Source organism: Pseudomonas fluorescens, from assembly GCF_902497875.1.
In the GTDB taxonomy this organism is placed as follows: domain Bacteria; phylum Pseudomonadota; class Gammaproteobacteria; order Pseudomonadales; family Pseudomonadaceae; genus Aquipseudomonas; species Aquipseudomonas fluorescens_BR.
This window is the reverse complement of the sequence record NZ_CABVHY010000002.1, coordinates 239,266-264,789: the sequence shown is the minus strand read 5'-3', so window position 1 is coordinate 264,789 and position 25,524 is coordinate 239,266. Positions and strand designations below refer to the sequence as shown.

Annotated in this window: 28 protein-coding genes and 1 riboswitch; of the genes, 15 read left to right on the top strand and 13 right to left on the bottom strand. The window is 59.9% G+C overall.

Going from position 1 to position 25,524, the window contains the following annotated elements:
• Window positions 1-5 precede the first annotated feature (5 nt).
• From phrB to F8N85_RS02715, 4 genes are all read right to left on the bottom strand, one after another.
• Entirely contained in the window at window positions 6-1,451 is a 1,446-nt protein-coding gene (gene phrB / locus F8N85_RS02730) for a deoxyribodipyrimidine photo-lyase (RefSeq protein WP_150802199.1), read from the bottom strand.
• A 19-nt stretch (window positions 1,452-1,470) separates the two neighbouring features.
• Window positions 1,471-2,409 carry a MerR family transcriptional regulator gene (locus F8N85_RS02725; protein WP_150802138.1) on the bottom strand — a complete coding sequence of 313 codons (939 nt, stop codon included), beginning with the start codon at window positions 2,407-2,409 and terminating at the stop codon, window positions 1,471-1,473.
• Window positions 2,410-2,412: 3 nt separating this feature from the next.
• Window positions 2,413-3,378: a YbgA family protein gene (locus F8N85_RS02720; RefSeq protein WP_150802137.1), complete on the bottom strand. Its 966-nt coding sequence runs from the start codon at window positions 3,376-3,378 to the stop codon at window positions 2,413-2,415.
• Between the two features lie 218 nt (window positions 3,379-3,596).
• On the bottom strand, window positions 3,597-4,583 hold the full coding sequence (locus F8N85_RS02715; protein WP_150802136.1) for an NAD(P)/FAD-dependent oxidoreductase: 987 nt from the start codon (window positions 4,581-4,583) through the stop codon (window positions 3,597-3,599).
• A 208-nt stretch (window positions 4,584-4,791) separates the two neighbouring features.
• Here F8N85_RS02715 and F8N85_RS02710 point away from each other — a divergent pair, with 208 nt between their 5' ends.
• Together F8N85_RS02710 and hemH are read left to right on the top strand one after the other, a co-directional pair.
• Window positions 4,792-5,694, top strand: a complete 903-nt coding sequence (locus tag F8N85_RS02710) for a TIGR01777 family oxidoreductase (protein WP_150802135.1) — start codon at window positions 4,792-4,794, stop codon at window positions 5,692-5,694.
• 11 nt (window positions 5,695-5,705) lie between these two features.
• Entirely contained in the window at window positions 5,706-6,728 is a 1,023-nt protein-coding gene (hemH, locus tag F8N85_RS02705) for a ferrochelatase (protein ID WP_150802134.1), read from the top strand.
• Between the two features lie 146 nt (window positions 6,729-6,874).
• Here the strand turns inward: hemH and F8N85_RS02700 are convergent, their stop codons facing one another.
• Together F8N85_RS02700 and upp are read right to left on the bottom strand one after the other, a co-directional pair.
• Window positions 6,875-8,149, bottom strand: coding sequence for a uracil-xanthine permease family protein (locus F8N85_RS02700; protein ID WP_150802133.1), 1,275 nt, complete (start codon window positions 8,147-8,149; stop codon window positions 6,875-6,877).
• A 2-nt stretch (window positions 8,150-8,151) separates the two neighbouring features.
• The gene (upp, locus tag F8N85_RS02695; protein WP_150802132.1) at window positions 8,152-8,790 is read right to left on the bottom strand and encodes a uracil phosphoribosyltransferase; all 639 of its coding nucleotides are present in this window, start codon (window positions 8,788-8,790) and stop codon (window positions 8,152-8,154) included.
• A 165-nt stretch (window positions 8,791-8,955) separates the two neighbouring features.
• Here upp and F8N85_RS02690 point away from each other — a divergent pair, with 165 nt between their 5' ends.
• From F8N85_RS02690 to F8N85_RS02675, 4 genes are all read left to right on the top strand, one after another.
• Window positions 8,956-9,513: a hypoxanthine-guanine phosphoribosyltransferase gene (locus F8N85_RS02690; RefSeq protein WP_150802131.1), complete on the top strand. Its 558-nt coding sequence runs from the start codon at window positions 8,956-8,958 to the stop codon at window positions 9,511-9,513.
• 3 nt (window positions 9,514-9,516) lie between these two features.
• Window positions 9,517-9,990 (top strand): WbuC family cupin fold metalloprotein, encoded by a 474-nt coding sequence (locus tag F8N85_RS02685; RefSeq protein WP_150802130.1) that lies wholly within the window; start codon window positions 9,517-9,519, stop codon window positions 9,988-9,990.
• A gap of 53 nt (window positions 9,991-10,043) precedes the next feature.
• Complete coding sequence (locus F8N85_RS02680; RefSeq protein WP_150802129.1) at window positions 10,044-10,529, top strand: hypothetical protein; 486 nt, start codon at window positions 10,044-10,046, stop codon at window positions 10,527-10,529.
• Between the two features lie 63 nt (window positions 10,530-10,592).
• Window positions 10,593-10,880: a PA4642 family protein gene (locus tag F8N85_RS02675; protein WP_150802128.1), complete on the top strand. Its 288-nt coding sequence runs from the start codon at window positions 10,593-10,595 to the stop codon at window positions 10,878-10,880.
• A gap of 174 nt (window positions 10,881-11,054) precedes the next feature.
• On the opposite strand, the gene mqo is transcribed toward F8N85_RS02675, so the two are convergent.
• A complete protein-coding gene (gene mqo, locus F8N85_RS02670) occupies window positions 11,055-12,563 on the bottom strand; it encodes a malate dehydrogenase (quinone) (protein ID WP_150802127.1) in 1,509 nt (502 codons plus the stop codon).
• Window positions 12,564-13,303: 740 nt separating this feature from the next.
• Window positions 13,304-13,537 (bottom strand): hypothetical protein, encoded by a 234-nt coding sequence (locus tag F8N85_RS02665; RefSeq protein WP_150802126.1) that lies wholly within the window; start codon window positions 13,535-13,537, stop codon window positions 13,304-13,306.
• Between the two features lie 362 nt (window positions 13,538-13,899).
• On the opposite strand from F8N85_RS02665, the gene F8N85_RS02660 reads away from it, so the two are divergent.
• Window positions 13,900-14,484, top strand: coding sequence for a YajG family lipoprotein (locus F8N85_RS02660; RefSeq protein WP_150802125.1), 585 nt, complete (start codon window positions 13,900-13,902; stop codon window positions 14,482-14,484).
• Window positions 14,485-14,609: 125 nt separating this feature from the next.
• On the opposite strand, the gene F8N85_RS02655 is transcribed toward F8N85_RS02660, so the two are convergent.
• A complete protein-coding gene (locus tag F8N85_RS02655) occupies window positions 14,610-14,816 on the bottom strand; it encodes a hypothetical protein (protein WP_150802124.1) in 207 nt (68 codons plus the stop codon).
• A gap of 195 nt (window positions 14,817-15,011) precedes the next feature.
• Between F8N85_RS02655 and F8N85_RS02650 the strand changes: the two genes are divergently transcribed.
• Together F8N85_RS02650 and F8N85_RS02645 are read left to right on the top strand one after the other, a co-directional pair.
• The gene (locus F8N85_RS02650) at window positions 15,012-15,299 is read left to right on the top strand and encodes a hypothetical protein (protein WP_150802123.1); all 288 of its coding nucleotides are present in this window, start codon (window positions 15,012-15,014) and stop codon (window positions 15,297-15,299) included.
• 458 nt (window positions 15,300-15,757) lie between these two features.
• On the top strand, window positions 15,758-16,129 hold the full coding sequence (locus F8N85_RS02645; protein ID WP_150802122.1) for a DUF6124 family protein: 372 nt from the start codon (window positions 15,758-15,760) through the stop codon (window positions 16,127-16,129).
• 259 nt (window positions 16,130-16,388) lie between these two features.
• On the opposite strand, the gene F8N85_RS02640 is transcribed toward F8N85_RS02645, so the two are convergent.
• A complete protein-coding gene (locus F8N85_RS02640; RefSeq protein ID WP_191636096.1) occupies window positions 16,389-17,552 on the bottom strand; it encodes a 1-acyl-sn-glycerol-3-phosphate acyltransferase in 1,164 nt (387 codons plus the stop codon).
• Window positions 17,553-17,696: 144 nt separating this feature from the next.
• Between F8N85_RS02640 and F8N85_RS02635 the strand changes: the two genes are divergently transcribed.
• The 4 genes from F8N85_RS02635 to F8N85_RS02620 all read left to right on the top strand — a co-directional run bounded on the left by F8N85_RS02635 (window position 17,697) and on the right by F8N85_RS02620 (window position 19,913).
• Window positions 17,697-17,879, top strand: coding sequence for a CPXCG motif-containing cysteine-rich protein (locus tag F8N85_RS02635; protein ID WP_150802120.1), 183 nt, complete (start codon window positions 17,697-17,699; stop codon window positions 17,877-17,879).
• Window positions 17,880-17,892: 13 nt separating this feature from the next.
• On the top strand, window positions 17,893-18,153 hold the full coding sequence (locus F8N85_RS02630; RefSeq protein WP_150802119.1) for a putative signal transducing protein: 261 nt from the start codon (window positions 17,893-17,895) through the stop codon (window positions 18,151-18,153).
• 36 nt (window positions 18,154-18,189) lie between these two features.
• Window positions 18,190-18,810, top strand: a complete 621-nt coding sequence (locus F8N85_RS02625) for an SOS response-associated peptidase (protein ID WP_150802118.1) — start codon at window positions 18,190-18,192, stop codon at window positions 18,808-18,810.
• Window positions 18,811-19,094: 284 nt separating this feature from the next.
• Entirely contained in the window at window positions 19,095-19,913 is an 819-nt protein-coding gene (locus F8N85_RS02620; protein WP_150802117.1) for a M48 family metallopeptidase, read from the top strand.
• 148 nt (window positions 19,914-20,061) lie between these two features.
• Here the strand turns inward: F8N85_RS02620 and F8N85_RS02615 are convergent, their stop codons facing one another.
• From F8N85_RS02615 to F8N85_RS02605, 3 genes are all read right to left on the bottom strand, one after another.
• Complete coding sequence (locus F8N85_RS02615; RefSeq protein WP_150645193.1) at window positions 20,062-20,646, bottom strand: TMEM165/GDT1 family protein; 585 nt, start codon at window positions 20,644-20,646, stop codon at window positions 20,062-20,064.
• A gap of 89 nt (window positions 20,647-20,735) precedes the next feature.
• A riboswitch (yybP-ykoY riboswitch) is annotated at window positions 20,736-20,856 on the bottom strand.
• A gap of 51 nt (window positions 20,857-20,907) precedes the next feature.
• Complete coding sequence (locus F8N85_RS02610) at window positions 20,908-21,906, bottom strand: class I SAM-dependent methyltransferase (protein ID WP_150802116.1); 999 nt, start codon at window positions 21,904-21,906, stop codon at window positions 20,908-20,910.
• Window positions 21,907-21,939: 33 nt separating this feature from the next.
• Window positions 21,940-22,905 (bottom strand): 2-hydroxyacid dehydrogenase, encoded by a 966-nt coding sequence (locus F8N85_RS02605; RefSeq protein ID WP_150802115.1) that lies wholly within the window; start codon window positions 22,903-22,905, stop codon window positions 21,940-21,942.
• 92 nt (window positions 22,906-22,997) lie between these two features.
• Between F8N85_RS02605 and F8N85_RS02600 the strand changes: the two genes are divergently transcribed.
• Window positions 22,998-23,627 (top strand): LysE family translocator, encoded by a 630-nt coding sequence (locus F8N85_RS02600; RefSeq protein WP_150802114.1) that lies wholly within the window; start codon window positions 22,998-23,000, stop codon window positions 23,625-23,627.
• A gap of 144 nt (window positions 23,628-23,771) precedes the next feature.
• Window positions 23,772-25,454 carry a fatty acid--CoA ligase gene (locus F8N85_RS02595; RefSeq protein ID WP_150802113.1) on the top strand — a complete coding sequence of 561 codons (1,683 nt, stop codon included), beginning with the start codon at window positions 23,772-23,774 and terminating at the stop codon, window positions 25,452-25,454.
• Window positions 25,455-25,524: the final 70 nt, after the last annotated feature.

Sequence of the window (25,524 nt, the reverse complement as noted above, 5' to 3'; positions counted from 1 at the left end):
TGAAATTATTCATCCCCGGCTCCCGCGGCCTGTCGCGAGGGCAGGCTCTTGAATGCGGCCAGTGCCCGTCGACGAGACTGGCTCAAGTCGACTATCGGCGGTGGGTAGTCGGCCACGCCGAATAATCCACCCATGGCGGCCGGGTTGTGGATATCTTTATTGCTCAGAGCCGCCAGTTCCGGCAACCAGTGCTTGATGAACAACCCTTGAGCATCGAACTTTTCCGACTGGCTCAGCGGGTTGAAAATGCGGAAATATGGCGCCGAATCGGTACCCGTGGACGAACTCCATTGCCAGCCACCGTTGTTCGCCGCCAGATCGCCGTCGATCAAGTGGCGCATGAAGAACCGCTCGCCTTCACGCCAGTCGATCAGCAGGTTCTTGGTCAGAAACATCGCCACGACCATTCGCAACCGATTGTGCATCCAGCCGGTTTCCAGCAATTGGCGCATGGCTGCGTCGACGATCGGCAAACCGGTCCTGCCCTGTTGCCAGGCGGCCAGTTCTTCGGGGGCGTGGCGCCAGGCCAGGGCTTCGGTTTCCAGGCGAAATGCGCGGTGCCGGGAAACTCTTGGGTAACCCACCAGAATATGTTTATAGAACTCGCGCCAGAGCAGTTCGTTGATCCAGCTCACGGCGCCTTCATTGCCGCTTTCAAACTCACCCTGGTTACTTTGCAAGGCAGCATGCAAGCACTGGCGTGGCGAAATAACCCCGGCGGCCAGGTACGCGGACAGTTGGCTGGTACCAGGCTTGGCCGGAAAGTCCCGCTCGCTTTTGTAATAGTCGATCTGCTGCTCGGCAAAACGCTCCAGACGGTGCCGTGCCTCGGTTTCACCCGCAGGCCAGAGTGTGCGCAACGCCTCGCCGGGTGGCGCGAAACCTTCTACCTGTGATGGAACCGGATCGCTGCCGATGGAGGGCGGCAACTGGGTGTTGGGCGCGCTGATCAATCGCGGTAGCGCACTGTGCAGGCGGGCGTAGCAGACTTTACGGAACGGGCTGAAGACCTGGAAATAGCTGCCGGTCTTGCTCAGAACGCTGCCGGGCTTGAACAGCAATTGATCGAGGTAACTGTGGAAGGTAATGCCGTGGGCTTGCAGCACTTTATTGACGGCCGTATCACGCAGGCTTTCATGAACGCCGTATTCCTCGTTGGCATGAACCGCTTCGATCCGGTGTTGCCGGCATACCTCGAGCACTACCTGCGGCACCTGTTCCCAGGTGCCGGCATGGCGGATCAGCAAGGGGATATTCAGTTCACCCAGGGCTGTGCTCAACTCACGCAGATTACGTAGCCAGAAGTCGACTTTGCACGGAGCGTCGTCGTGGGCCAGCCATTGCTTGGGACTCAGCACGTACACCGCTACCGTCGGGCCGCTCGCCGCGGCGGCCGAGAGGGCAGTATTGTCATGTACGCGCAGATCGCTACGCAGCCAGATCAATTGCAGGGTCATTCCAGGAAAAACCTTAAATCAGACCGCATTGAACCAATCCCTGATGAGCCGACAAAGGGTCGTCGGCGAGGAACAAATCAGCCATTTCAGTTGTTTTCAGGGACAGCTCGGCGTGGTGGATGCGCACCGTGGGTCCGGCAATGACTTTTGGGCAGCTGACACCATTCAGAAGTTTCGTCAGTTGGCTCACATTTATCGCGTGGCTCGAATAGAGCAGTACGCCACGGGCTTGCAGGTGATCGACGGCCAACGCCAGTTCACCCGCGGGCAGCGGCCAGTCGAAGACTTCTACCGGGCAATCGGCGCTGCTCACCAGCCAGGCGGTAAGCCACAGGTGGGGCTCCAGCGGCAGGCCCGAGTGGTTGATCAACAGCAGCGGCGCTGTGCGTAACTGGCGATTGTTATGGTAGATCCTTGCGCCGAACTTGCTGCGCAGCCAGGAATAGAAAAACACCCGTTCCATTTGCGTGCCGAACTGGCCCTGCCAGCGCTGCTCGAGGTCAGCCAGCAGCGGAATCAGCAGGTGTTCGCACAAGGTTCGCGGCGGGTAGAGGGACATGGCCTGGTTGAAGGTCTCGTCGACCTGGCGTTCGGCCAACTGGCTGATCGCCTGCAGCAGGCTTCGGCGCAAGGCCTGCCAATCGTTTTCGGCGGGCTGCAAGGATGCCTGTGGCGTATCCAGCAGGTGCTTGACCTGACTGACCGCAACGCCGCGGTTGAGCCAGGTAAGGATCATCAAAATACGTTGCACATGTTCGCTGGAGAACAAGCGGTGCCCTTTGGGTGTACGTTGCGGCACGATCAAGCCATAGCGGCGCTCCCAGGCCCGCAGCGTGACGGCGTTGACGCCGGTCTGGCGGGCGACTTCGCGAATCGGCAGCCAGCCGTCTTCCAGTGCCTGTTGGTAGTCGGCGCCGGGATCATCGTTGGCGCAAGTGTCGGGCTTGGTCATGGGTTAGATCGCATTGCGCAGGCTGAGGTTTTCCGGGTGCGGTTGCAGATACACCTGCTGCGCGACATACGGATCGGGGTGCAGGCGCAGGTGGTGCTTGAGCAGCGTCAAGGGCACTACCAACGGCACGATGCCGCGAAGGTACTGGCTGATGACCTGCTGCATTTCCTGCTTATCTTCGGCACTGATGGCTTGCTTGAGGTAACCACTGAGATGTTGCAAAACATTGGTATGGGTGCGGCGGGTGGCGCATTTTTTTAGCGCCGCCATCAGCTCGCTGAAATACCGAGGACCGAGCAGGGCAGGGTCGGATTTGCCCATGCTGCCGAGCAAATTGCCCAGGGCTCTGTATTGCTCCGGGTTATGGGCCATGAGCAGGTATTTGTAGCGCGAGTGAAATTCGGTCAGCCGGCGGCGGCTCAAGCCCTCCTTGAGCAACTGCTGCCAGGCGGCATAGGCGAAAACCCGAGTCAGAAAATTTTCGCGCAGTACCGGATCATTCAGGCGGCCGTCTTCTTCTACCGGAAGGTCAGGATGCAACGCGCAGAACGCCTGGGCATAGATCCCGCGGCTGCCACCATTAATCGGCATGCCGTTATCCTGGTAGACCTTTACCCGGTGCAGGCCGCAGGAAGGCGACTTCTGCATGAAGATATAGCCGCAGATGTCATGCAGTTCGCCGGCCATTTTTGAGGCGTAATCAGCCAAGGGTCGAGTGACATTGAGCTCGTGATGAACCGTGCCGACGGCATCCGGATGCTGTGGATCACCCACCAGGCGGATTGGCTCACGGGGAATGCCCAAGCCGATAGCGACTTCCGGGCAGACCGCAATGCAGTCGAAATAGTCCGTGAGGGTGTGGCTGCACAGGTACGATTGCTTGTGCCCACCGTTGTAACGGACTTCAGCACCCATCAGGCAAGCACTGACAGCGATTTTCGGTCGGGTCGCGGTAGCGTTACCGGGCATGGGGGGCCTCTGATTCAGGTCTGTACAGATTTGTTTACCCGTACAACTTTAATTCATCATAGATTCAAAGGTGTACAAGTCAAACTATTTGTATAGGTTTTTCAGAGGAGGGGGCGAGCTTAACTCTGTAGGAGCGAGCATGCTTGCGATGGGCGTTAACGATAACGCGTGTTTCTTCTGAATAAACGCGCCGCCCGGCTGTTCCTGCAGGGTGCGCTTCACTGCAGGTGTTCATGCAAGCGGCGGGCGGCTTCCTGGCCACTGAGCCAGGCCCCTTCGACGCGTCCGGACAAGCACCAGTCGCCACACACATACAGGCCCAGATCGGCATCGGCCAAGGCGCCCCATTCATGCGTGCCGGCCGGCCGGGCATAGAGCCAGCGGTGGGCAAGACTGAAGGTCGGAGCGGGCATGGCGCTGTGCAGCAACTCGGCGAAAGCACCGTGCAGTTGCTCGATGACGGCCTCTTTCGGCAGGTCGATATGCTGCCGGCTCCAGCTGCTGGTGGCGTGCAGTACCCAGGTGTCCAGGGTGGTGTCACGCCCCGGTTTACTGCGGTTGCGAGCCAGCCAGTCGAGTGGGCTGTCCTGCACGAAGCAGCCTTCCATCGGGGTATCCAGCGGTGTTTCGAAGGCCAGGGCGACGGCCCAGGTCGGCTCCATTTTCACGCTGGCGGCAGCACCCGCCAATTTTGGCGCGGCCGCCAGCAGGGCGGTGGCCTGAGGGGCCGGAGTGGCGATCACTACATGGCTGAATGGGCCGTGGGTGAAGCCTTCGGCATCTTGCAGATGCCAATGCTGCTCGCCACGGTAGACCTCGGTGATACGGCAGCCGAAATGCACTTCCAGGTCGCCGATCAGGGCGCGAGTGATGGCGCTCATGCGTGGCGTACCGACCCAGCGAGTCTGCTCGTCCGGGGAAAGGGTGAGCTGGCCGCCGTGAAAGTTATAGAGCAGCGGAGTCCATTCGGCGACCCAGCCCTTGGCTTGCCAGCGCTGGACTTCGGTGACGAAGCGGCGGTCACGGGCAGTGAAATACTGCGCCCCCAAGTCCAGCACGCCAGCGTCGCTGCGCTTGCTCGACATGCGTCCGCCGCTGCCATGACTTTTATCGAAAAGTTGTATCTCATGCCCGAGGTCACGAAGTGCCTGGGCGGCTGACAGACCGGCGATGCCGGTGCCGATGATTGCGATAGGTACAGTCATAGGGGCCTCGTTTACCTTCTGTACAGACTACGCCGTGGATTAAACCTGTACAATATTGTTTTTTGGTATAGATTTTTGCGTGCGCGGTCTCGCAAGCTGTTCCGGTAGGTTGTCCTATTGTTAACCATAGAGCCTGCCCAATTGAAAAGATCCCTGCTTATAAAAATAGACTAATGGACAGGGTAAAACGCCACGCGAGGAAGTCGTCATGCACATATTGCTGACCGGCGGTACTGGTTTGATAGGACGTCAGCTCTGCCGACACTGGTTGACTCAAGGTCATCGCTTGACTGTATGGAGTCGTCGACCGGACCAAGTGGCAAAGCTTTGCGGTGCCGAAGTCCGCGGAATCGGCCGCCTCGAAGAGTTTGGCGCCGAGCCGCTCGACGCGGTGATCAACCTCGCCGGTGCACCGATTGCCAGTCGGCCCTGGACCCACAAGCGCAAGGCGTTGCTCTGGAGCAGCCGGATCAGCCTGACTGAAACCCTGCTTGCCTGGCTGGAAAGTCGCGAACAAAAACCACAGCTACTGATTTCCGGTTCGGCGGTGGGCTGGTATGGCGATGGTGGGGAGCGCGAGCTGACCGAGGACTCGCCGCCGATCAATGAAGATTTCGCCAGTCAGCTGTGTATTGCCTGGGAGGAAACCGCGCAACGCGCCGAGGCCATGGGCATCCGCGTGGTGCTGATTCGCACCGGGTTGGTGCTGGCCGCCGAGGGCGGCTTTTTGTCGCGGCTGTTAATTCCCTTCAAACTCAGGCTGGGCGGGCCTATTGGCAGTGGTCGGCAGTGGATGCCGTGGATTCATATCAAGGATCAAATCGCCCTGATTGATTTTCTTCTGAATCAGAAAGACGCCCGCGGTCCTTATAATGCCTGCGCGCCGAAGCCGGTACGCAATCGCGAGTTTGCCAAGACCCTGGGCAGCGTGTTGCACCGGCCGGCGATAGTGCCGTTGCCGACCCTGGTTTTGCGGGTTGGCCTGGGTGAGTTGTCACTGTTGCTGCTGGGTGGCCAGCGGGCCACGCCGACACGTTTGTTGGCGGCGGGTTTTACTTTTCAGTTCACTGATTTACATGCGGCACTGGACGATTTATCCAGCCGCCTTTGAAAGGACGTTGCATGACCGATCACGCGTTGCTCCTGGTCAACCTGGGTTCGCCTGCCTCCACTTCGGTGGCTGATGTGCGCAGCTACCTCAATCAATTTCTGATGGATCCTTACGTCATCGACCTGCCATGGCCGGTGCGACGTTTGCTGGTCTCGCTGATTTTGATCAAGCGCCCTGAACAGTCGGCCCACGCCTACGCGTCGATCTGGTGGGAGGAGGGTTCGCCGCTGGTGGTCCTCAGCCAGCGCCTGCAACGGGCGATGACCGAACAATGGACTCAGGGCCCGGTGGAGTTGGCAATGCGTTACGGCGAGCCGTCGATTGAGACGACGCTCACCCGGCTGGCCGCCCAAGGGCACAAGAACATCACCCTGGCGCCGCTCTATCCGCAGTTTGCCGACAGCACCGTGACCACGGTGATCGAAGAGGCCAGGCGGGTGGTGCGGGAAAAGCAGCTGGATATTCAGTTCTCGGTGCTGCAGCCGTTCTACGACCAGCCGGAATACCTGGACGCGCTAGTGGCCAGTGCCAAGCCGCATTTGCAGCAGGATTTCGATCACCTGCTGCTGAGTTTCCATGGCCTGCCGGAGCGGCATCTGAAAAAGCTCAACCCCGGTCATTGCTTCAACGGTGGGGGCGATTGCTGCCGTGATGCATCGCCAGAGGTCCTCGCGACCTGTTATCGCGGCCAGTGCCTGCGCACGGCCCGGGCCTTTGCCGAGCGCCTGGGGTTGCCGGAGGATAAATGGTCAGTCTCGTTCCAGTCGCGGCTGGGCCGGGCGAAATGGATCGAACCCTACACCGAAGCGCGGCTTGAAGACCTCGCAGCCCAAGGCGTGAAGAAAATTCTGGTGATGTGCCCGGCATTCGTTGCCGACTGCATCGAGACGCTGGAAGAGATTGGCGATCGCGGGCGTGAGCAGTTCCGCGAAGCGGGGGGCGAGGAGCTGGTGCTGGTGCCCTGTCTGAATGACCACCCTGAATGGGCGGTGGCGTTGAATACGCTGTGCGAACGGGCGCCGAGAGCCTTGTAACCTCAAGAACCAATCGCGAGCAAGCTCGCTCCCACATTGGATCGGGGTCGAACACAAATTATGTGTACGCCGAATATTCAATGTGGGAGCGGGCTTGCTCGCGATAGCTATCCGACAGTCGATAAAGACCTCAAGTCTTCAGCCCATCAAAGCAACGACTCATCCGCCTTCTTGTGCTTCCAGCTGTCATTGCCGGGCAACAGCAGATTCAGCGCAATCGCCACCACCGCGCACAAGGCGATGCCTTTGAGGCCGAAGTCATCCGGGCCGGTTCCGGTGCCCACCAGCACACCGCCAATCCCGAACACCAGGGTCACCGACACAATCACCAGGTTGCGCGCTTCGCCCAGATCGATTTTGTGGCGAATCATCGTGTTCATCCCCACCGCGGCGATCGAGCCGAACAACAGGCAGAGAATCCCGCCCATCACTGGCACTGGAATGCTCTGCAGCAGCGCACCGAACTTGCCGACAAACGCCAGGCTGATGGCGAAGATCGCCGCCCAGGTCATGATTTTCGGGTTGTAGTTCTTGGTCAGCATCACCGCGCCTGTCACTTCGGCATAGGTAGTGTTGGGTGGGCCGCCGAGCAATCCGGCAGCGGTGGTGGCGATGCCATCACCGAACAGGGTGCGGTGCAGGCCGGGTTTCTTCAGATAATCGCGACCTGTCACGCTACCGACCGCGATCACGCCGCCGATATGCTCGATGGCCGGCGCCAGCGCCACCGGAACGATAAACAGAATCGCCTGCCAGTTGAACTCCGGAGCGGTAAAGTGCGGCAGCGCGAACCATGGCGCAGCGGCAATCTTCGCGGTATCGACTACGCCGAAGTAGAACGCCATGCCGAAGCCCACCAGCACGCCGGAAATGATCGGCACCAGGCGGAAAATCCCTTTGCCGAAGACGGCCACGATCAAGGTCGTCAGCAGCGCCGGCATCGAGATCAGCATGGCGGTCTGGTAAGGGATCAGCTCAGAGCCGTCGCCGGCCTTGCCCATCGCCATGTTGGCGGCAATCGGCGCCATGGCCAGGCCGATGGAAATAATCACCGGGCCAATCACCACAGGAGGCAGCAGCCGGTCAATGAAACCGGTGCCCTTGATCTTTACCGCCACCCCCAGAAAGGTATAAACGAAACCGGCCGCCATCACCCCGCCCATGGTCGCGGCGAGGCCAAACTGGCCCTTGGCAAGAATGATCGGGGTAATGAAGGCGAAGCTCGACGCCAGGAACACCGGCACCTGACGCCCGGTGACCAGCTGAAACAGCAGAGTCCCCAAGCCCGCCGTGAACAGCGCGACGTTGGGGTCGAGGCCGGTAATCAGCGGCATCAACACCAACGCGCCAAACGCCACGAACAGCATCTGTGCACCCGATAAAATCGTACGCCAGAGCGGGTCGTTGAACTCGTCCTGCATGCTCAAGCGTCCTTCTGCTTGGTACCGAAAATCTTGTCGCCGGCATCACCCAGGCCAGGAATGATGTAACCGTGTTCATTCAGGCGCTCATCGATGGACGCGGTGTAGATGGTCACGTCGGGATGAGCTTTGTCGACGGCAGCGATGCCTTCGGGAGCGGCGACCAGCACCATGGCGCAGATATCCTTGCAGCCGGCCTTTTTCAGCAGATCAATGGTCGCGACCATCGAACCGCCGGTGGCGAGCATCGGATCGATGATCATTGCCAGGCGTTCGTCGATTTCCGGAACCAGTTTTTCCAGGTAGGTATGCGCTTCCAGGGTTTCCTCGTTGCGGGCCACGCCCACGGCGCTGACCTTGGCCCCTGGAATCAGGCTGAGGACACCTTCAAGCATGCCGATACCGGCGCGCAGGATCGGCACCACGGTAATCTTCTTGCCAGCGATCTTTTCGACCGAAACCGTGCCGCACCAGCCCTCGATGTCGTAACTCTCGAGCGGCAGGTCTTTGGTTGCCTCGTAGGTGAGCAGGGCACCGACTTCCTGAGCGAGCTCACGGAAGTTCTTCGTGCTAATGTCGGCGCGGCGCATAAGGCCGAGCTTGTGGCGGATCAGCGGATGGCGGATCTCACGGATGGGCATAGGGAATGGCTCCGGGCGGCGGGCAAAAAAACCGGCCTAGATTAATCTATCCGGGGGTGTTGTCCTATAGACATGCTGTACGTTAGTCCAGAAAGGCTTGATCTGGCTCCGCCGGATGCGTACCTTTGCCCGCTTTTCCGAACCCGCCACCCCCTGGAGAGCGCCATGTCCGCTGATCTCGAGCATATCCGTCAAATCATGCGAGAGGCTGACTGCCTGTACACCGAAGCTGAAGTCGAGGCGGCCATCGCCCGTGTCGGTGTGCAAATCAACGAACAACTGGCTGAGCGCAATCCAGTGGTTTTCTGTGTGATGAACGGTGGGCTGATTTTCTCCGGCAAACTGCTGACCCACCTTGATTTTCCACTGGAAGCGTCCTACCTGCACGCCACCCGTTACCGCAATGAAACCAGCGGCGGCGACCTGTTCTGGAAAGCCAAGCCGGAAGTCTCGTTCATCGACCGTGACGTACTGATCATCGACGACATCCTCGACGAAGGTCATACCCTGGGCGCGATCATCGACTTCTGCAAACACGCCGGCGCTCGCGCCGTACACACTGCCGTGCTGATCGACAAAGATCACGACCGCAAGGCTCGCCCTGATCTGAAAGCAGACTTCGTCGGCCTGCCATGCATCGACCGTTACATCTTCGGTTACGGCATGGATTACAAAGGCTACTGGCGCAATGCGAACGGCATTTTCGCCGTCAAAGGAATGTAAGACATGCCAACCGCGAGCTTTCTCGACCAATCATTATTCTGCGAACTGGCCGAGAAAGCCGCGGCCAACCCTCGTGGCCGGCAGCATCACAACTTTCATCAGATGGAAGAGCCGTGCCACCGGATGGCGGTGGGCTTGCAACCCTCGACCTACATCCCGCCCCATCGGCATCTGGGTGCCGACAAGGCCGAAACCCTGCTGGTTCTCAAGGGCCGCCTCGGCCTGCTGATTTTCGACGAGTCGGGTCAGGTGCTGAGTAAGCGCGTGCTGCAGGCAGGCGGCGATTGCCTGGGCGTGGACTTGCCGCCGGGCGTGTTCCACGGCCTGGTGGTGCTGGAAGCCGACAGCCTGATGTTCGAATGCAAATCCGGGCCTTACCGGCCGGTGGGCGAGGGCGAGTTGGCGCATTGGGCGCCACGCGAAGGTGAGGCAGGCGTGGCCGAATATCAGGCCTGGATGCGCGCGCAGTTCGATTGATTGCTGCCCAGTGCCCCATGCTAGAGTGCTCGGCCATGTGTCCGGAGCCCACCATGAGCCTTTTGATTCGCAGTTGCGCTGCTGTGTTGCTGGCACTCTGCCTGCCGCTGGAGGCCGCGCCAGCGCCGATGCACGGGCAGTTCCTGCCGCCAGACGATCTGACCCTGCGTGACGCCCAACCTGAGCAGCAACAGCTGCTGCAGGTCACCGAATACTCGGTGGTGGTCGGCAGTCAGCGCCAATCCAGCCAGCAGCCGATCCCGGTGACTTCTCCGGTGATGATTCGTTTGAAGGGCAAGCCGCTGAACAAGGGCGCAGCGATCAATCAGGTGCTGGTCAATTTCGATGGCGAAAGCAAAAGCCTGAAAAAGCCGGTATTCGACGACAAGACCAAAACCCTCACCCTGTATTACCCGATGGCCCAGTACCGGGTGATCATCGATCTGCTGCGCAATGACACGGTCTATTGCCAGTTCCTGAGTTATGCCAACGGGCATGTCTGGGCCGATCTGCACACCGGGGCCGTACGCGCGCGTTGAGCGCAGAGGCTGGCGGGGGGTAAACTGCCCGCCCCGTGAAACGTCTGCGAGCTGGAGTCGGCAATGCGTAAAGATAAAAAACAGGTGATTGGTGACGAGATCGGCGATGCGCAGATCAAATTGTTCCTCGATTTCGAGCCGGTCGACGCCACATCGCCGTCCCTGCACAAACTGATCAAGGCCTACCGTGGCCTGCGTATCGACGATTTCCAGCGCTTTCTGGGGTTCTTTGTCGAAGCCGGTTACAACCTGGATGGCAAGGACGAGCAGGGCAAGGATTTCGTGGAGTTGATCCAGGACCAGCGCAATGCGGCCGAGTACATCGAGTTGATCCAGAAGGCTCGCGGCTGACATAGACGCAAGATCAAAAGATCGCAGCCTTCGGCAGCTCCTACAGGGGGATGCGTACGACCGGCTTCTGTAGGAGCTGCCGAAGGCTGCGATCTTTTTCTTATCGTCGGCGAAGATCTAAAAAAAACGCCCCGCTCTCAAGGAGAACGGGGCGTTTTTTTATGCGCCAAGACTTCAAGCGTAGCTTTGGGTCTCGCTGCTTGGCTCAACCAGTTCCAGGCTGAGATTGTTCTGCGTGTTGAGCTTGCGGTACAGCGCAGCGTCGGTTTCCAGGACCTTTTCCCGAGCTGGGAAGATTTCCTTGAGTTTGGTCGCCCAAACGCCTTTGGTTTTTTCCGGGAAGCAACGTTCGATCAACTCAAGCATGATCGAAACGGTCACCGAGGCACCTGGCGAGGCACCGAGCAGGGCCGCCAGCGAACCGTCCTTGGCTGCAACCAGTTCGGTACCGAACTGCAGAACGCCGCCTTTCTTCGGATCCTTCTTGATGATCTGTACGCGCTGACCGGCCACTTCCAGGCGCCAGTCTTCTGCTTTGGCTTCTGGATAGAAGCGACGCAGGGACTCCAGACGCTGCTCCATCGACTGCATCACTTCGCTGACCAGGTACTTGGTCAAGTCCATGTTGTTTTTGGCCACGGCCAGCATCGGGCCGATGTTGCCGGCGCGAACCGACATCGGCAGGTCCATGAACGAGCCGTGCTTGAGGAACTTGGTAGTGAACCCGGCATAAGGTCCGAACAGCAGGGACTTCTTGCCATCGACGACACGGGTGTCCAGGTGCGGTACCGACATCGGTGGCGAACCCACCGCAGCCTGGCTGTACACCTTGGCCTGGTGGTGTTTGACCACTTCCGGGTTGTCGCAACGCAGCCATTGGCCACTGATCGGGAAACCGCCGAAGCCTTTGCTTTCTTCGATGCCCGAAGCCTGCAGCAACGGCAAGGCCGCGCCGCCAGCACCGAGGAAGACGAACTTGGCATCGACATCACGGGAGTTGCCGGTGTTCACGTCCTTGATGCTGACGGTCCAGCCGCCGTTGTTACGCTTGAGGCCGGTGACACGCTTGCAGTACTTGACCTGGGCATCGGGTGCGCTGGCCAGGTGCTGGAGCAACTGGTTGGTCAGGTTGCCGAAGTTGACGTCGGTACCGTTGATCACACGGGTGGCGGCGACGATTTCGTCAGCCGGACGCCCCGGCATCATCAATGGCATCCACTCCGCCATTTTCGCCTTGTCTTCGGTGTATTCCATGTCCGCGAAAGCGTGATGCTTGTGCAGCTTCTCGAAGCGCTTTTTCAGGAACGAAACGCCGCTCTCACCTTGCACGAAGCTCAGGTGCGGTACCGGGGCGATGAAAGTTTTCGAGGAGCCGAACGTGCTTTTTTTGGTCAGATAGGACCAAAACTGCTTCGACACCTCGAACTGGGTGTTGATGTGCACGGCTTTCTTGATATCGACGGAACCATCCGCGGCCTGGGGCGTGTAATTCAGCTCACACAGCCCGGCGTGACCGGTACCGGCGTTGTTCCACGGGTTGGAACTCTCCGCGGCACCCGAATCCATCAGCTCGACGACTTCCAGCTTGATCGCGGGGTCGAGCTCTTTGAGCAGTACAGCGAGGGTGGCACTCATGATGCCTGCCCCAACCAATACCACGTCGACTGCTTCGTTATGCGCCATTTAACGCGTCTCCAAAATCTGCAGCACCAAATTGACGGCATAGCTGCCAGGAGTTACAGGGCATGCTTCAAATAAAGCCCCAGGTCACCCATGGCCAGGATCGCCATGTCCGAATCTTCGCAATTTTTCGCAACGTCGACGGACGCTACCAACCGGCCCAAAGCTCGTATGAACTCACTTCAGCGCGCCGCAGGCAATTCGACTTATGGTCTAGGCGTCCGTTTGTGCAACCAAATCCGTAGCGGACAGGCTTCAGGCTCCAGTTCTTGAGGAGTGCTCGGTCCCGTGTAGTTGGGCTGTTTCAGACGCTAATAGTGCATTTTCAGACGCAAAACTATTCATTTGCTCGCCACACTCTTGTGAAGTTGTGAAAACCCGTTTTTTCACGCTCTTTTGAAGACGTGAACCTCAAAAAGGGCTGCCCCAGCCTGGCACCGGGCCCGAGGTTAACTGCCGTCATGGGATACATGACAGGCAAAACGGGCAAACAACTCAGTGACCGAGCGCAATGGCAGCTCTGGCAGATTCGCGAAAAGTGGTGGTTTGCAGGAAAAACAGCAAGCGCGCCAGCTTCACTCGATCTGTGTGGGCGGCTCTCTGTGGGCGGTGCGGGGAGCTAATGCAAGCGCATTAGCGATGCTGCGAGGCCCGATCAGGAGACGTCCTTATAATCGGGGGGAGATTGTAGCGAAGAAACGCATGGAAATGGTCTTGTTAAATGACTTTTATTAGCCGTTTGGTCAGGTGGTCAACGCGTAATGTGCTCGTGAGCGGGGCATGCGCGGGCTGATCCGGGCATCGGCGGGCAGTGGTCGCTGTAGCCAATTGAGGCGAATTTCTTCGATTTCGACCCAGCCGTCGCCCATCGGCGGCAGGCAGCAGTGCTTGAATGCCTGGCAGCAACCCTTGTGGTCGAGCAAGGCAAAGCTGCGGTATTGCTGGCGTGGAGCGAACAAGGACCGGAGAAAGCGCATGGCGGAGTACCTGCTGGGTGACTGAGTCGAAGGTTGCCAGCCAGGCATGACAGACCGATGTAAAAGCTGTGACGGCTGTGTGACAGCAGCCCGCCCGCAGCGCCCGGGTCAGACGTTTGAGCAAGTGTTGCGTAAGGGTAGTGGCCTGTATGGCTAGTTCTGTTAGTCAACTTCGTTGCCGAGCCCCTATCCTGCGTTGCTGTTTCTCGCCATAACGGGCTATGACTCGTCACAGCGCCTTGACTATGGACTTCTGGCATCCGAATTTGAGCTAACGAACTAGCCGTACAGGCCACTGGTTCGCAGCACTGGCCCACCGCTATACTGCGCGCCTGTTTGTACCTGATTCTGGAGAGATGAGCATGTTGCAACGCCTGTTGTTCGGTTTGATCACTGTGACCAGCTTGACGCTGGTCGGCTGCGCCCACAGCCCGCAACAACTCAGCCCGCAACCGAAACTCTTGGCGCAACTCGCGCCTGTGGGCCAAGGCCAGCCGGTAGTGGTGAAAGTGGTCGACGGTCGTCCGTCGCCAACCTTGGGGACCCGTGGCGGTCTGTACCCTGAAACCAGCGCCATCAGCGTCGCCAGCGCCGACATCGTGCCCAAGCTGCAAGCCCAGGCCGAAGCCGCCGTGCGCCTGCTGGGGTTCACTCCGAGCCAGAATGCGCTGAACGCTCCGCAAGTGACCGTGACCCTGGTCGAACTGAAGTATCAGTCGCCTAAACAAGGCATGTACGTGACCGAAGCGACTATCGGCGCGACCTTCCGTTCCGACGTGTCGAACGCCAACCGTCGCTACAGCGGCCGTTACGGCGCGTCCCTGGACCAGCGCTTCGGCATGGCGCCGAACCAGGAAACCAACACCAAGCTGGTCAGTGATGTGCTGAGCGATGCCCTGACCCGACTGTTCAAGGACCCGACCATCGGTCAGATCCTCAGCCAATAATGTTGGCTCTGTGTAGGAGCTGCCGCAGGCTGCGATCTTTTGATTTTCGATCCTGTCGGCACGCTGCTTAAACACAAAAGCCCGGCTTCAGTGATGAAGCCGGGCTTTTTCATGGCTCCCTGAATTCAGGCCGCTTGGACATAGAAGTCGAGCATGCTCACCCCGGTCAGCAAGTCAGTCTCGGGCAGGTCGGCATGCTGATGGCCACCGAGGGCGCAATACACCAGCCAGTGACGGTCCTGAACGTTGAAGGCCAGGCCGCCAATCAGGGCTTCCTGTTCGTCGCTGGGGGAGATCAGATAAAGGCGATCCTGGTTTTCTGCATGCAGCATGACAAACTCCGTGTCGGTTTCGAGGGGCAACAGACTGGCTTGTTTAAATGACGAAAGCGTGACCGGATAAATTAATCGGCGAATGGGTCGCTCGTTGGTCGAATAGGCTAGGGCATGGGTCAGCGCTTTCGGTAGAATCCGCGCCGCGGCTGCTTGTTCGATAGCCCCTACGGCATGTTTTACTCGAGGTTCCCGATGTCGCTGCAACTGATTGTGTCCATGTTCAACGCCCACCCCGCGAAACTGGTGAATATCCTGGCCTTGCTGTTTGCCTGCCCTGGCGGTTGGTTGCTGCATGCGACCCGTCGTCGAGAGCAACGCGCCCTGGCCAGCCTCGAGGCGCAAAGCCAGAAGCGCACTATCGACCAGCCCATCCTGCTGCTGGATGTTGCGACCTTACGCAAGAACCGGTTTTTCTATTGCTTCGGCTTCGCCTGCCTGGGCTTGGGGCTGCTGGTGTCGTGGGTCAGTACCTGGATCTGAGCCGGGACTCTGTGGCGAGGGAGCTTGCTCCCGCTGGGTCGCGAAGCGGCCCTAAAACCTGCCACCACGATTATTCAGATAAAACGCAGCAGCCGGCGGGAGCAAGCTCCCTCGCCACGGTGCGATTAAAGTGAGCGTCACGCTCCACTGACTACAACGCCTTGCGCCGCTGCCTACAAATCCTCCAGAATTCGCCGGCTTGTGCACCTTGCCCCGCGCCACTAAGGTTCTCCAGTCGCTGCCCATCAGCGATCGGGTTTAGTCGCCCGTGGTTGTTAGCAAGGTGTATCAGCTCCGCTCAGTCAGGTATTCCCCATCCCTGAACTCAATGGTGGCTGTGCGCAGGGCGCTTCGGCGCGCCGGTATTGCTGAACTCCCCGGTCGACTAACCTGCGTACAGCCGCCACCCCTTCGTTTAGTCGCGAGGTGGTGGCGGCCCCACTCAAGGAGTTTAGCGAATGTTCAAAGTCAGCCCCAACCCACCCGAAATCCCAAACGTTTCGCCCTACGAATCCTTCGATTCAAAAAAGCTCCACGCGGCCGCCTACCGAGCCCTCGATCACTACCTGACGCCACCGCCACCAGACAAGCCGCCTTCCAGCAACGAGCGTCCAAACCAGTTCTTCACCGTCGCCCCGGACATCAACGCCGAAGCCTTGATGGCCCATACCTACGAAACCTTCTGTTCGGCCAGCACGCTGACCCTGGATCTTTCCGATGATCTGGAAGGCAAACAACGCAACCTGGCCCTGGCGATCTACAGTCTGATGGAGTTGGGGTTGTTGTTGGTCGAAAAAATGATGGATCGCGAGTGTGCGGTGAAGGTTTAGCCAGAGGCAGGAATGTATCGCCGAACGCAGAACCTGTGGCGAGGGGGCTTGCCCCCGCTCGGCTGCGAAGCAGTCGTAAAGTCGGAGCATGCGGTGCGCCTGATACAACGCGCTTGCAGGTTTTAGGGCCGCTACGCGCCCCAGCGGGGGCAAGCCCCCTCGCCACAGTAAACCCCGTTGCCACAGGGGATCCGCCAGGCTGAAGATTCGAGACAAAAAAACGGCGCCCAAGGGCGCCGTTGTCGTACTCAGTCACGCCTCAGCGCAGCAACCCCGCCTTCACCAAATACTGATTACGTACCGGTGTTGCGTATTGCTTGACCATAAACGGCCGATGCTCGACCGGACAGGCGTCCAGGCGGCGTTGCCATTCTTCCTGGGCTGTGGCCAGCTCCTCGGCCGGGAACAGGTCGGCAGCGAGCGGCACCTGCAATTGCGGGTTGGCGTCGCTCCATTGTGCGTACGCGAGATAGTGCACCGGAAACAACCGGTAGCCACCCAGAATCTGCCGGTCCATTTCGATCGCCAGTTGCTTGGTGTCTTCGAACAGTTCGCAGATCGGTGCGGCGAAATTCACGTGCACGCGGCCCTTATAGCCCGTTATCCCTTTGGCGATGCTGGCATCGTCCTCGCCCGGCACCTTGCTGTAAGTGCCCGTGGTGGCGCGGATGTACAGCTCGCGAGCCTTGGCCTGATCGCAGGGGTCATATTCGTAGCTGATCGACACGGGGGTCAGGTTCAGCGAACGGATGACCTCGCCGAACGGCTCGTCCTTGCGGCTCATGTGAAACATCTTGAGGATCGCCGACTCGGTACGGTCGTCGCCGTCCTTGGCGCGGCCTTCGGCCTGGGCGATCCAGATCGACTGGCAATCGTTGCGGATCGAGTGGCTGATGTAGGCCGACAGCAGCTGATAGGCGGCCATTTTCTCGCGGCGACCGATGATGGAGCGGTGCACGATAAAGCTCTTGTTCAGGCGCATCAGGTCGCTGACAAACGGCTTTTGCAGCAGGTTGTCGCCAATGGCGATGCGCGGGGTCGGCAGGCCAGCGTGGTAAATGGCGTAGTTGACGAAGGCCGGGTCCATCACGATGTCCCGGTGGTTGGCCAGGAACAGGTAGGCGCTGCCGGACTTGAACTGTTCGACGCCGGTGTAGGTCACGCCGTCGGTTGCGCGTTCGATCGTGTGGTCGACGTAAAACTCGACCTTGTCCTGCAAGGTGGCCACCGAAGTGATACCGGCGAACTCGCGCCGCAGCCGATGAGCTATAAGTGGTTTGAGCATCCAGCCGAGGGCGCCGGCAAAGCGCGGGAAGCGGAAGTGGGTGAGGATATCTAGAAACGCCTTGTCGCCGAGCAGCCGTGCCAGCACTGCCGGGACTTCGCTGTCGTCGTAAGGTCGGATGGCATCGAATTCGCCCATCATGCTCTCTTGTTAGAAACGGCTAGGGTAAGTAAAAGGTCTGGATCAAAAGGTAGCCGGGCACGGTCTGAAAAGTAAGCTCAAACAAAAATAGCCCGGCAAATAGACCGGCGATTATACGCACAAGTCACTCGGGAGACCGCGATGCTCGAAACTGCCCACTACGACTGCCCTTATTGCGGTGAAACGGTCGAGGCTGTACTCGACCTTTCCGGCGGTGATCAGCAGTACATTGAGGACTGTCCGGTGTGCTGCCGGCCGATTGTATTCACGCTGCAAACCGATGGTCATGAATGGATGCTCGACGTTCGCACTGAAAACGAGTGAAGGGGGGGGCTGCATGCAGCGAATCTACGAACCGGAAAACCTGATGGAGGGCGAGTTGCTGCAAGGCATGCTCGCCAGCGAAGGCGTGGAAGCGCATTTGGTGGGTGGCGATCTGCTGGGTGGGGCCGGTGAGTTGCCGGTGTTCGGTCTGCTCGGTCTGGCGGTGGATAACGACCAGGCGCAATACGCACGGGAACTGATCGCCGCGTACAATGCCGCGGCGCCGCTGCCGGGGGATGAACCGGAAAGCTTTTCTGGCGTTCTGGTCTGTTAGGCTGGCGTTTGTTTTGTTCTAGAGTCGTGTTGCCCCATGTGTGGACGTTATGCTCTGTTTCGCTGGAACCCCGCTTTCGCAGCCCTGCCAGGATTCCCCGCGGATCAGCAGGCGCAGTGGAATATTTCGCCCAACGACTCGGTGCTGATCCTGCGCGCGACCGACGGTCAGCGTAACCTGGCCCGCGCCCGCTGGGGGCTGACACCGCCGTGGCTGACCGACATGTCGCGGACCCCGGCTCACGCCCGGGCGGAAACCCTGGCCGAGCAGCCGATGTTTCGCGAGGCCTTTCGTTTGCGCCGTTGCCTGTTGCCGGCCAATGGTTTTTACGAATGGCGCGGCACCACCCGCAAGCGTCCGTACTGGTTGACTCCGGGAGAGGGGTCGGCGCTGTTCTTCGCGGCGATCTGGGAGGCTTATCCGGTTCAGGAGCAGGTCTGGCTGAGTACCGCGGTGGTCACTCAGGTGGCTTCAAGCCAGCGTCGCCCGCTGATTCTCGATGCCGCCGGCCAGGAAGCCTGGCTGAACCCGCAAACGCCGCTGCACAGCTTGCAGGCGTTGCTCGCCAGCGAGCCGGCACCGTTGCGCGAGCGGGTGCTGGCCAACCTAGTGAATGATCCGAAGCTCAATGCGCCGGAGTGTTTGACCCCGGGTTGAGTCGACTGGAGTCCGTGGAGCATTCGAAAAGATCGCAGCCTGCGGCAGCTCCTACGGGATGTGTGTTGTACCAATGACATTGGAAAAACACGGTCCGTGTAGGAGCTGCCGTAGGCTGCGATCTTTTGGGGGGCGCCCCGCGCCTGACTGACTGGCATTGCAGATGGAGCTGGGTGAGGTTTTCCGCGGATGAATCCGAAAATCAGCTGTTACACGTCCGTTGCATCTGGCGCCGATACCCATCACCGCCTAGGATACGCGCCATGTCTTCAGGGAGCGCATTCATGAGTAAGTCATTGGTTTTGTGTGCACTGAGCGCAGCCTTGCTGCTCAGCGGTTGTCAGTCGGTCAACACCACCAGTGGCGGCGCAGTGGGTGTTGAGCGCAAACAGTACATGTTCAGCATGCTGTCGACCGCCGAGGTCAACAAGATGTATGCGCAGTCCTACCAGCAGACGGTGGGGGAGGCGAGCAGCAAAGGTTTGCTGGACAAGACCAGTAACGATGCCAAACGGGTCCAGACCATTGCCGACCGACTGATTGCTCAGGCGCCGAATTTCCGTCCGGACGCTGCCCAGTGGCAATGGGAAGTCAACCTGATCAAGAGTGACGAGCTCAACGCCAGCTGTGGTCCTGGCGGCAAGATCTTTTTCTACAGTGGGTTGATCGACAGCCTGAAACTCACCGACGACGAAATCGCCGCGATCATGGGCCATGAGATTGCCCACGCATTGCGCGAGCATGGCCGTGAAGCGATGTCCAAGGCCTATGGCATCGAGATGGCGAAGCAGGGCGCCGGGGCCTTGTTCGGCCTGGGGCAGAGCAGCCTCGCGCTGGCGGACACCGTGGCCAATTACGGCATGACCTTGCCCAACAGCCGCGGCAATGAAAATGAAGCGGACTTGATCGGCCTGGAACTGGCCGCCCGCGCCGGCTACGACCCGAATGCGGCCATCACCCTGTGGACCAAAATGAGCAAGGCCTCGGAAGGTGCACCACCAGAGTTCCTGAGCACCCACCCGTCATCCAGCAGCCGGATGGCTTCGTTGCGGGCAGCGATTCCGAAGGTGATGCCGCTTTACCAGAAGGCCAAGAAGTCCTGATAGCCTGCTGGCGTAGCCTGCGATCTTTTGGTGTCATCAAAGGCACTGAAGATCAAAAGATCGCAGCCTGCGGCAGCTCCTACAGGCATTAGGGCAAGCCCCTTAGCCACAATTACCCGCCAGACAGAGATGTCTTGTTCGGCAGAACCTACACCCACCCACTCATCTGCATCGCTTTGTACACCGCGACAATGGCGAGGATGAGGAATGCTGCGGCCGCCAAACGGCGGATCAGGGTCAGGGGCAGCTTTTCCGCTGCGAAGTTACCCGCCAGCACCACCGGCACGTTGGCGATCAGCATGCCGAGAGTAGTGCCGATGATCACCAGCCACAGTTCCGGGTATTGCGCGGCGAGCATCACGGTGGCGACCTGGGTCTTGTCGCCCATCTCGGCGAGGAAGAAGGCGATCAGCGTAGTCAGGAATGGCCCGAATTTGCGTGCGGTGCTGGCTTCGTCGTCGTCCATCTTGTCCGGCACCAGGGTCCACAGCGCCGTCGCCGCGAAGCTCGCGGCGAGGATCCAGTGCAGGGTGGCGTCCGAGAAGAAGCTGCCGAACCAGGCACCGACCACACCCGCTGCCGCATGGTTGGCCAGGGTTGCAGCGACGATACCGGCAATGATGGGCCAGGGTTTGCGAAAGCGCGCGGCGAGAATCAGGGCAAGCAGTTGCGTCTTGTCGCCGATTTCGGCCAAGGCAACGATCGCGGTAGGAACGAGTAGAGAATCCAGCATCAGGGTTTTCCTAAGGGGCGGGTCGACACGGCTATGACACGTACAGCCTTCCCGCCCCGGGTAAGGTGTTCGTGTCATAGGTCTTGTCAAACCCTGCGGTCCGTCTGTGCGGACTCTGGGTCGCATACGCCATGATCTGAGGACCAAGTATGTTGACGTATGCCGGACGAGCATGGCGCTCGTGGGAGACTACTCCCCTAGGACGGAGCGGATTCTGCCTAGGCAAATCCGATTGAGCAAGCCCTGTTTTGCTAAGGGGTGTTACCCACGCTTGGCCCGGTAGATTCTGAAGCCTTGCCCTTCAGCCTTGATTGCACACACACCAAGGTGCTCTTCGATCAAGGGTTGATACTTCAGGAAACTGTTGGCGACCAAGCGCAGTTCGCCGCCGTTTTTCAGATGTTTGGCTGCTTTTCGCAGCAAGTTTTCTGTCGCGTGATAGTCGGTATGGACCCCGACATGGAACGGCGGGTTGCTCAAAATCGCACTCAAACCCATGGGGGCGGCATCGATTCCGTCGCCGGTCAGCACCTCGGCTTCCAGGCCGTTGGCAGCCAGGGTCAGGCGACTGCTGGCCGCGGCAAACGCATCGACGTCGAGCAGGGTCACGGTGTTATGCGGATAGCGCCGTTTGACCGCCGCGCCCAACACCCCGGCGCCACAGCCGAAGTCCAGCAGATGCCCGCTGGGCAATTTGTCCAGGTGTTCAAGCAGCAGCGCGCTGCCCCGATCCAGGCGCCCGTGACTGAACACGCCGGGCAGGCTGATGACTTTCAGTGGGCCCTCGGCCAGCGGCAGTTCGTACTCCTGCGCCAGGCTCTCCAGGGTCACCGCCTGCGGGGCATTGGCCACGGTGACTTGCCAGAGTTGGCAATGCCGCGCGCTGTCGAGTTTGCGCGGTTTGCCAAAGGGATTCAGTTGCTTGGCCGCGCCTTCGATACCACTGCGCTTTTCCCCCACCAGGTACAACTCGCGGCCGGCTAGGCGCGAGGCCAGGGCATTCAGCACGTAGTCGGTCAGGTCCTTGGATTTGGGCAGGAACAGCACCGCGGTTTCGAAGCCTTGAGCCGGCGCATTCACGCCAAAATGGCTGCGCTCGGCAAAGCGTGCATCCAGCGCGGCCTGATCCCCGGCGTGCCAGCACCAGCCATGGGCGTCGGGCAATTTGCCCAGCAAGTCATCGGCGGGCAAACCGGCCAGCAGCAGCGAGCCCTGGAATAACTCGGCCTGACGAAGCAGTACTTCACTGCGCGGATCCATGGTCTGCTCCCTGAAAAAATGGTGCGCAGTTTATCAACTGACAACCCGCAGCGCTGCACCGTTGAAGAAGCCTTGGGCGTTTTCCGTCAACTGACCGACGATCCGCTGCCGCGCTTCGCGACTGCCCCAGGCGTTGTGCGGGGTGACGATCAACCGCGGGATGTCGGTGGCCAGCAGGGGGTTGCCGGCAGTGGGCGGTTCGACGCTCAATACGTCGGTGGCCGCGCCGCCGAGGTGACCGCTGCGCAGGGCATCGGCCAGCGCCTGCTCGTCGATCAAGCCGCCGCGCGCCGTATTGATCACAAAGGCGCCAGGCTTCATCAGCGCCAGTTCACGGGTGCTGATGAAGTGGCGGGTGTGTTCGTTGAGCGGGCAGTGCAAAGTCAGCGCGTCGATTTGCGGCAGCAGTTCATCCAGCGGCAAGCGATCGGCTCGGGCAGGGCGCCCTGGCAGCTGGCCGAGCAATACGCGCATGCCGAAGGCTTCGGCCAATCGAGCGACGGCGCTGCCCAGCTCGCCATGCCCGAGCAGGCCAAGAGTCTTGCCCTCCAGCTCGACAATCGGGAAATCCAGCAGGCAAAATTGCTTGGCCTGCTGCCAGCGACCCTCGCCGACCGCTTTCTGATAGTCGCTCAGGCGCGTGGCCAGGGCCAGCAGCAGCATGATGGTGTGTTGGGCCACCGAGGGCGTGCCATAACCCTGGCAGTTGCTCACCGTGATGCCGTGGGCGCGGGCGGCATCGAGGTCGACGTTGTTGGTGCCGGTGGCGGCGATCAGGATCAGCTTCAGTTCGGGGCAGGCCGCCAGGGTCTGGGCATTGAGCATGATCTTGTTACTGATGGCGACGCTGGCGCCTTGCAGGCGTTCGACCACCTGATCCGGGGTGGTCTGTGCGCACAGCTGCAAGTCGCTGAAGCTGTTTCGCAGCGCACTGAGGTCGAGGTCACCCAAATCCAGGGAGGTGTGGTCAAGGAACACGGCGCGGCGATTGTTACTCATCAACTGTACCTTTTGTGGGATTGACTGAAGGCGTAATGTGGCGAGCCTAACAGATGAAACAATTCGTTACTCCCTGCCCAAAAGGAGCCCCCATGTACTGGACAGAGTTTTTTACCGTCGCCCTTATTCACCTGCTCGCCGTTGCCAGCCCGGGCCCGGACTTCGCCGTGGTGGTTCGCGAAAGCGTGACCCACGGTCGCCGCGCGGGCACCTGGACGGCGTTGGGCGTCGGCACGGCGATCTTCCTGCACGTGGGTTATTCGTTGCTGGGGATCGGCCTGATCGTGTCGCAGTCAATTGTCCTGTTCAATGCCCTGAAATGGCTGGCGGCCGCCTATCTGCTGTACATCGGCTTCAAGGCGTTGCGCGCGCAACCGGCGAAACCGGCGACTGACGACCTGCACCAGGAAGCCGGCGAGCGCACGGCCCGTGGCGCCTTTACGTCGGGTTTCGTGACCAATGGCCTGAACCCCAAGGCGACCTTGTTCTTCCTGTCGTTGTTCACCGTGGTGATCAATCCGCATACGCCGCTGGCAATCCAGGCGGGCTATGGGGTGTACCTGGCCGTGGCGACCGGGTTCTGGTTCTGCCTGGTGGCCATGCTGTTCAGCCAGCAACGGGTACGTGCCGGTTTCGCCCGCATGGGCCACTGGTTCGACCGGACCATGGGCGCGGTGCTGATTGCCATTGGCGTGAAGCTGGCGTTCACCGAGATGCATTGACTGCGCTAGCGGAAATAAGTGCTGGCGCAAAGCCGGCATTTGTACACCCTGCAAATCATTCCTTTGGCTGATTTAGCGGTCATCAAGGGGCTCTAAAGTGAAGATCTTTACAGCCCAGACCGTGCAGTCACAAAAGGGATTCATATGTTGCAGACTCGCGTTATCCCGCCAGCCGAAGGCGCTTATCAATACCCGCTGTTGATCAAGCGGCTGCTGATGTCCGGCAGCCGTTACGAGAAGACCCGCGAGATCGTCTACCGCGATCAACTGCGCTACAGCTACCCGACCCTCATCGAGCGTGTCGCGCGGCTGGCCAACGTCTTGACGGCAGCCGGGGTCAAGGCCGGTGACACCGTGGCGGTGATGGACTGGGACAGCCATCGCTACCTGGAGTGCATGTTCGCTATCCCGATGATCGGCGCAGTGATACACACCATCAACGTGCGCCTGTCACCCGATCAGATTCTCTACACCATGAACCACGCCGAGGACCGCTTCGTGCTGGTCAACAGTGAGTTCACGGGCCTTTACCAGGCGATAGCCGGGCAGTTGACCACGGTCGAGAAGACCCTGCTGCTGACCGATGGGGCGGAAAAAACCGCCGACCTGCCGAATCTGATCGGCGAGTATGAGCAATTGCTGGCCGCCGCCAGCCCGCAATACACCTTCGAAGACTTCGACGAGAACTCGGTCGCGACCACGTTCTACACCACCGGCACCACGGGTAACCCGAAAGGGGTGTATTTCACCCATCGGCAACTGGTCCTGCACACCATGGGTGTGTCGACGATCATGGGCAGCATCGACAGCGTGCGGCTGCTGGGCACCAGCGACGTGTACATGCCGATCACCCCAATGTTCCATGTGCACGCCTGGGGCTTGCCATACGTAGCGACCATGCTCGGGCTCAAGCAGGTCTATCCCGGCCGTTACGATCCGGAATTCCTGGTGGAGTTGTGGCGCAAGGAAAAGGTCACGTTCTCTCACTGCGTGCCAACCATCCTGCAGATGTTGCTCAATTCCAAGGCGGCTCAGGGCACCGACTTCGGCGGCTGGAAAATAGTCATCGGCGGCAGCGCCCTCAACCGTGCGCTGTACGAAGCGTCCAAGGCCAAGGGCATACAACTGACTGCCGCTTATGGTATGTCGGAGACCGGCCCATTGGTGTCCTGCGCGCACCTCAATGACGAGCTGATGGCCGGTACCGAAGACGAACGCACCACTTATCGAATCAAGGCCGGGGTGCCCGGGCCCTTGGTGGAAGCGGCTATTGTCGATCCGGAGGGCAACTTCCTGCCGGCCGATGGCGAGTCCCAGGGCGAGCTGGTGCTGCGTGCGCCATGGCTGACGGAGGGTTATTTCCGCGAACCGCAGAAGGGCGCCGAACTCTGGGCTGGCGGCTGGTTGCACACCGGTGACGTGGCCACCCTGGACAGCATGGGGGTGATCGATATTCGCGACCGGATCAAGGATGTGATCAAGACCGGTGGCGAGTGGGTGTCGTCCCTGGCGCTGGAAGACCTCATCAGTCGCCATCCGGCGGTACGCGAAGTAGCAGTGGTCGGCATCCCGGATCCGCAATGGGGCGAGCGCCCGTTTGCCCTGCTGGTGGTGCGCGAGGGGCACGCCATCGAGGCCAAAGAGCTCAAGGAACACCTCAAGCCATTCGTTGAACAAGGGCACCTGAGCAAGTGGGCGATCCCCAGCCAGATCGCGCTTGTTACTGAAATTCCCAAGACCAGTGTCGGCAAGCTCGACAAGAAGCGCATCCGCGTCGACATCACCGAATGGCAGCGCAACAACAGCACCTTCCTTTCGACGCTTTAAGCGTCTTTTGCCGTGCCCGAAAGGGCACGGCAGGCCCACCAAGCAAGCGCTTGGCTTGTCAAATCGAAAA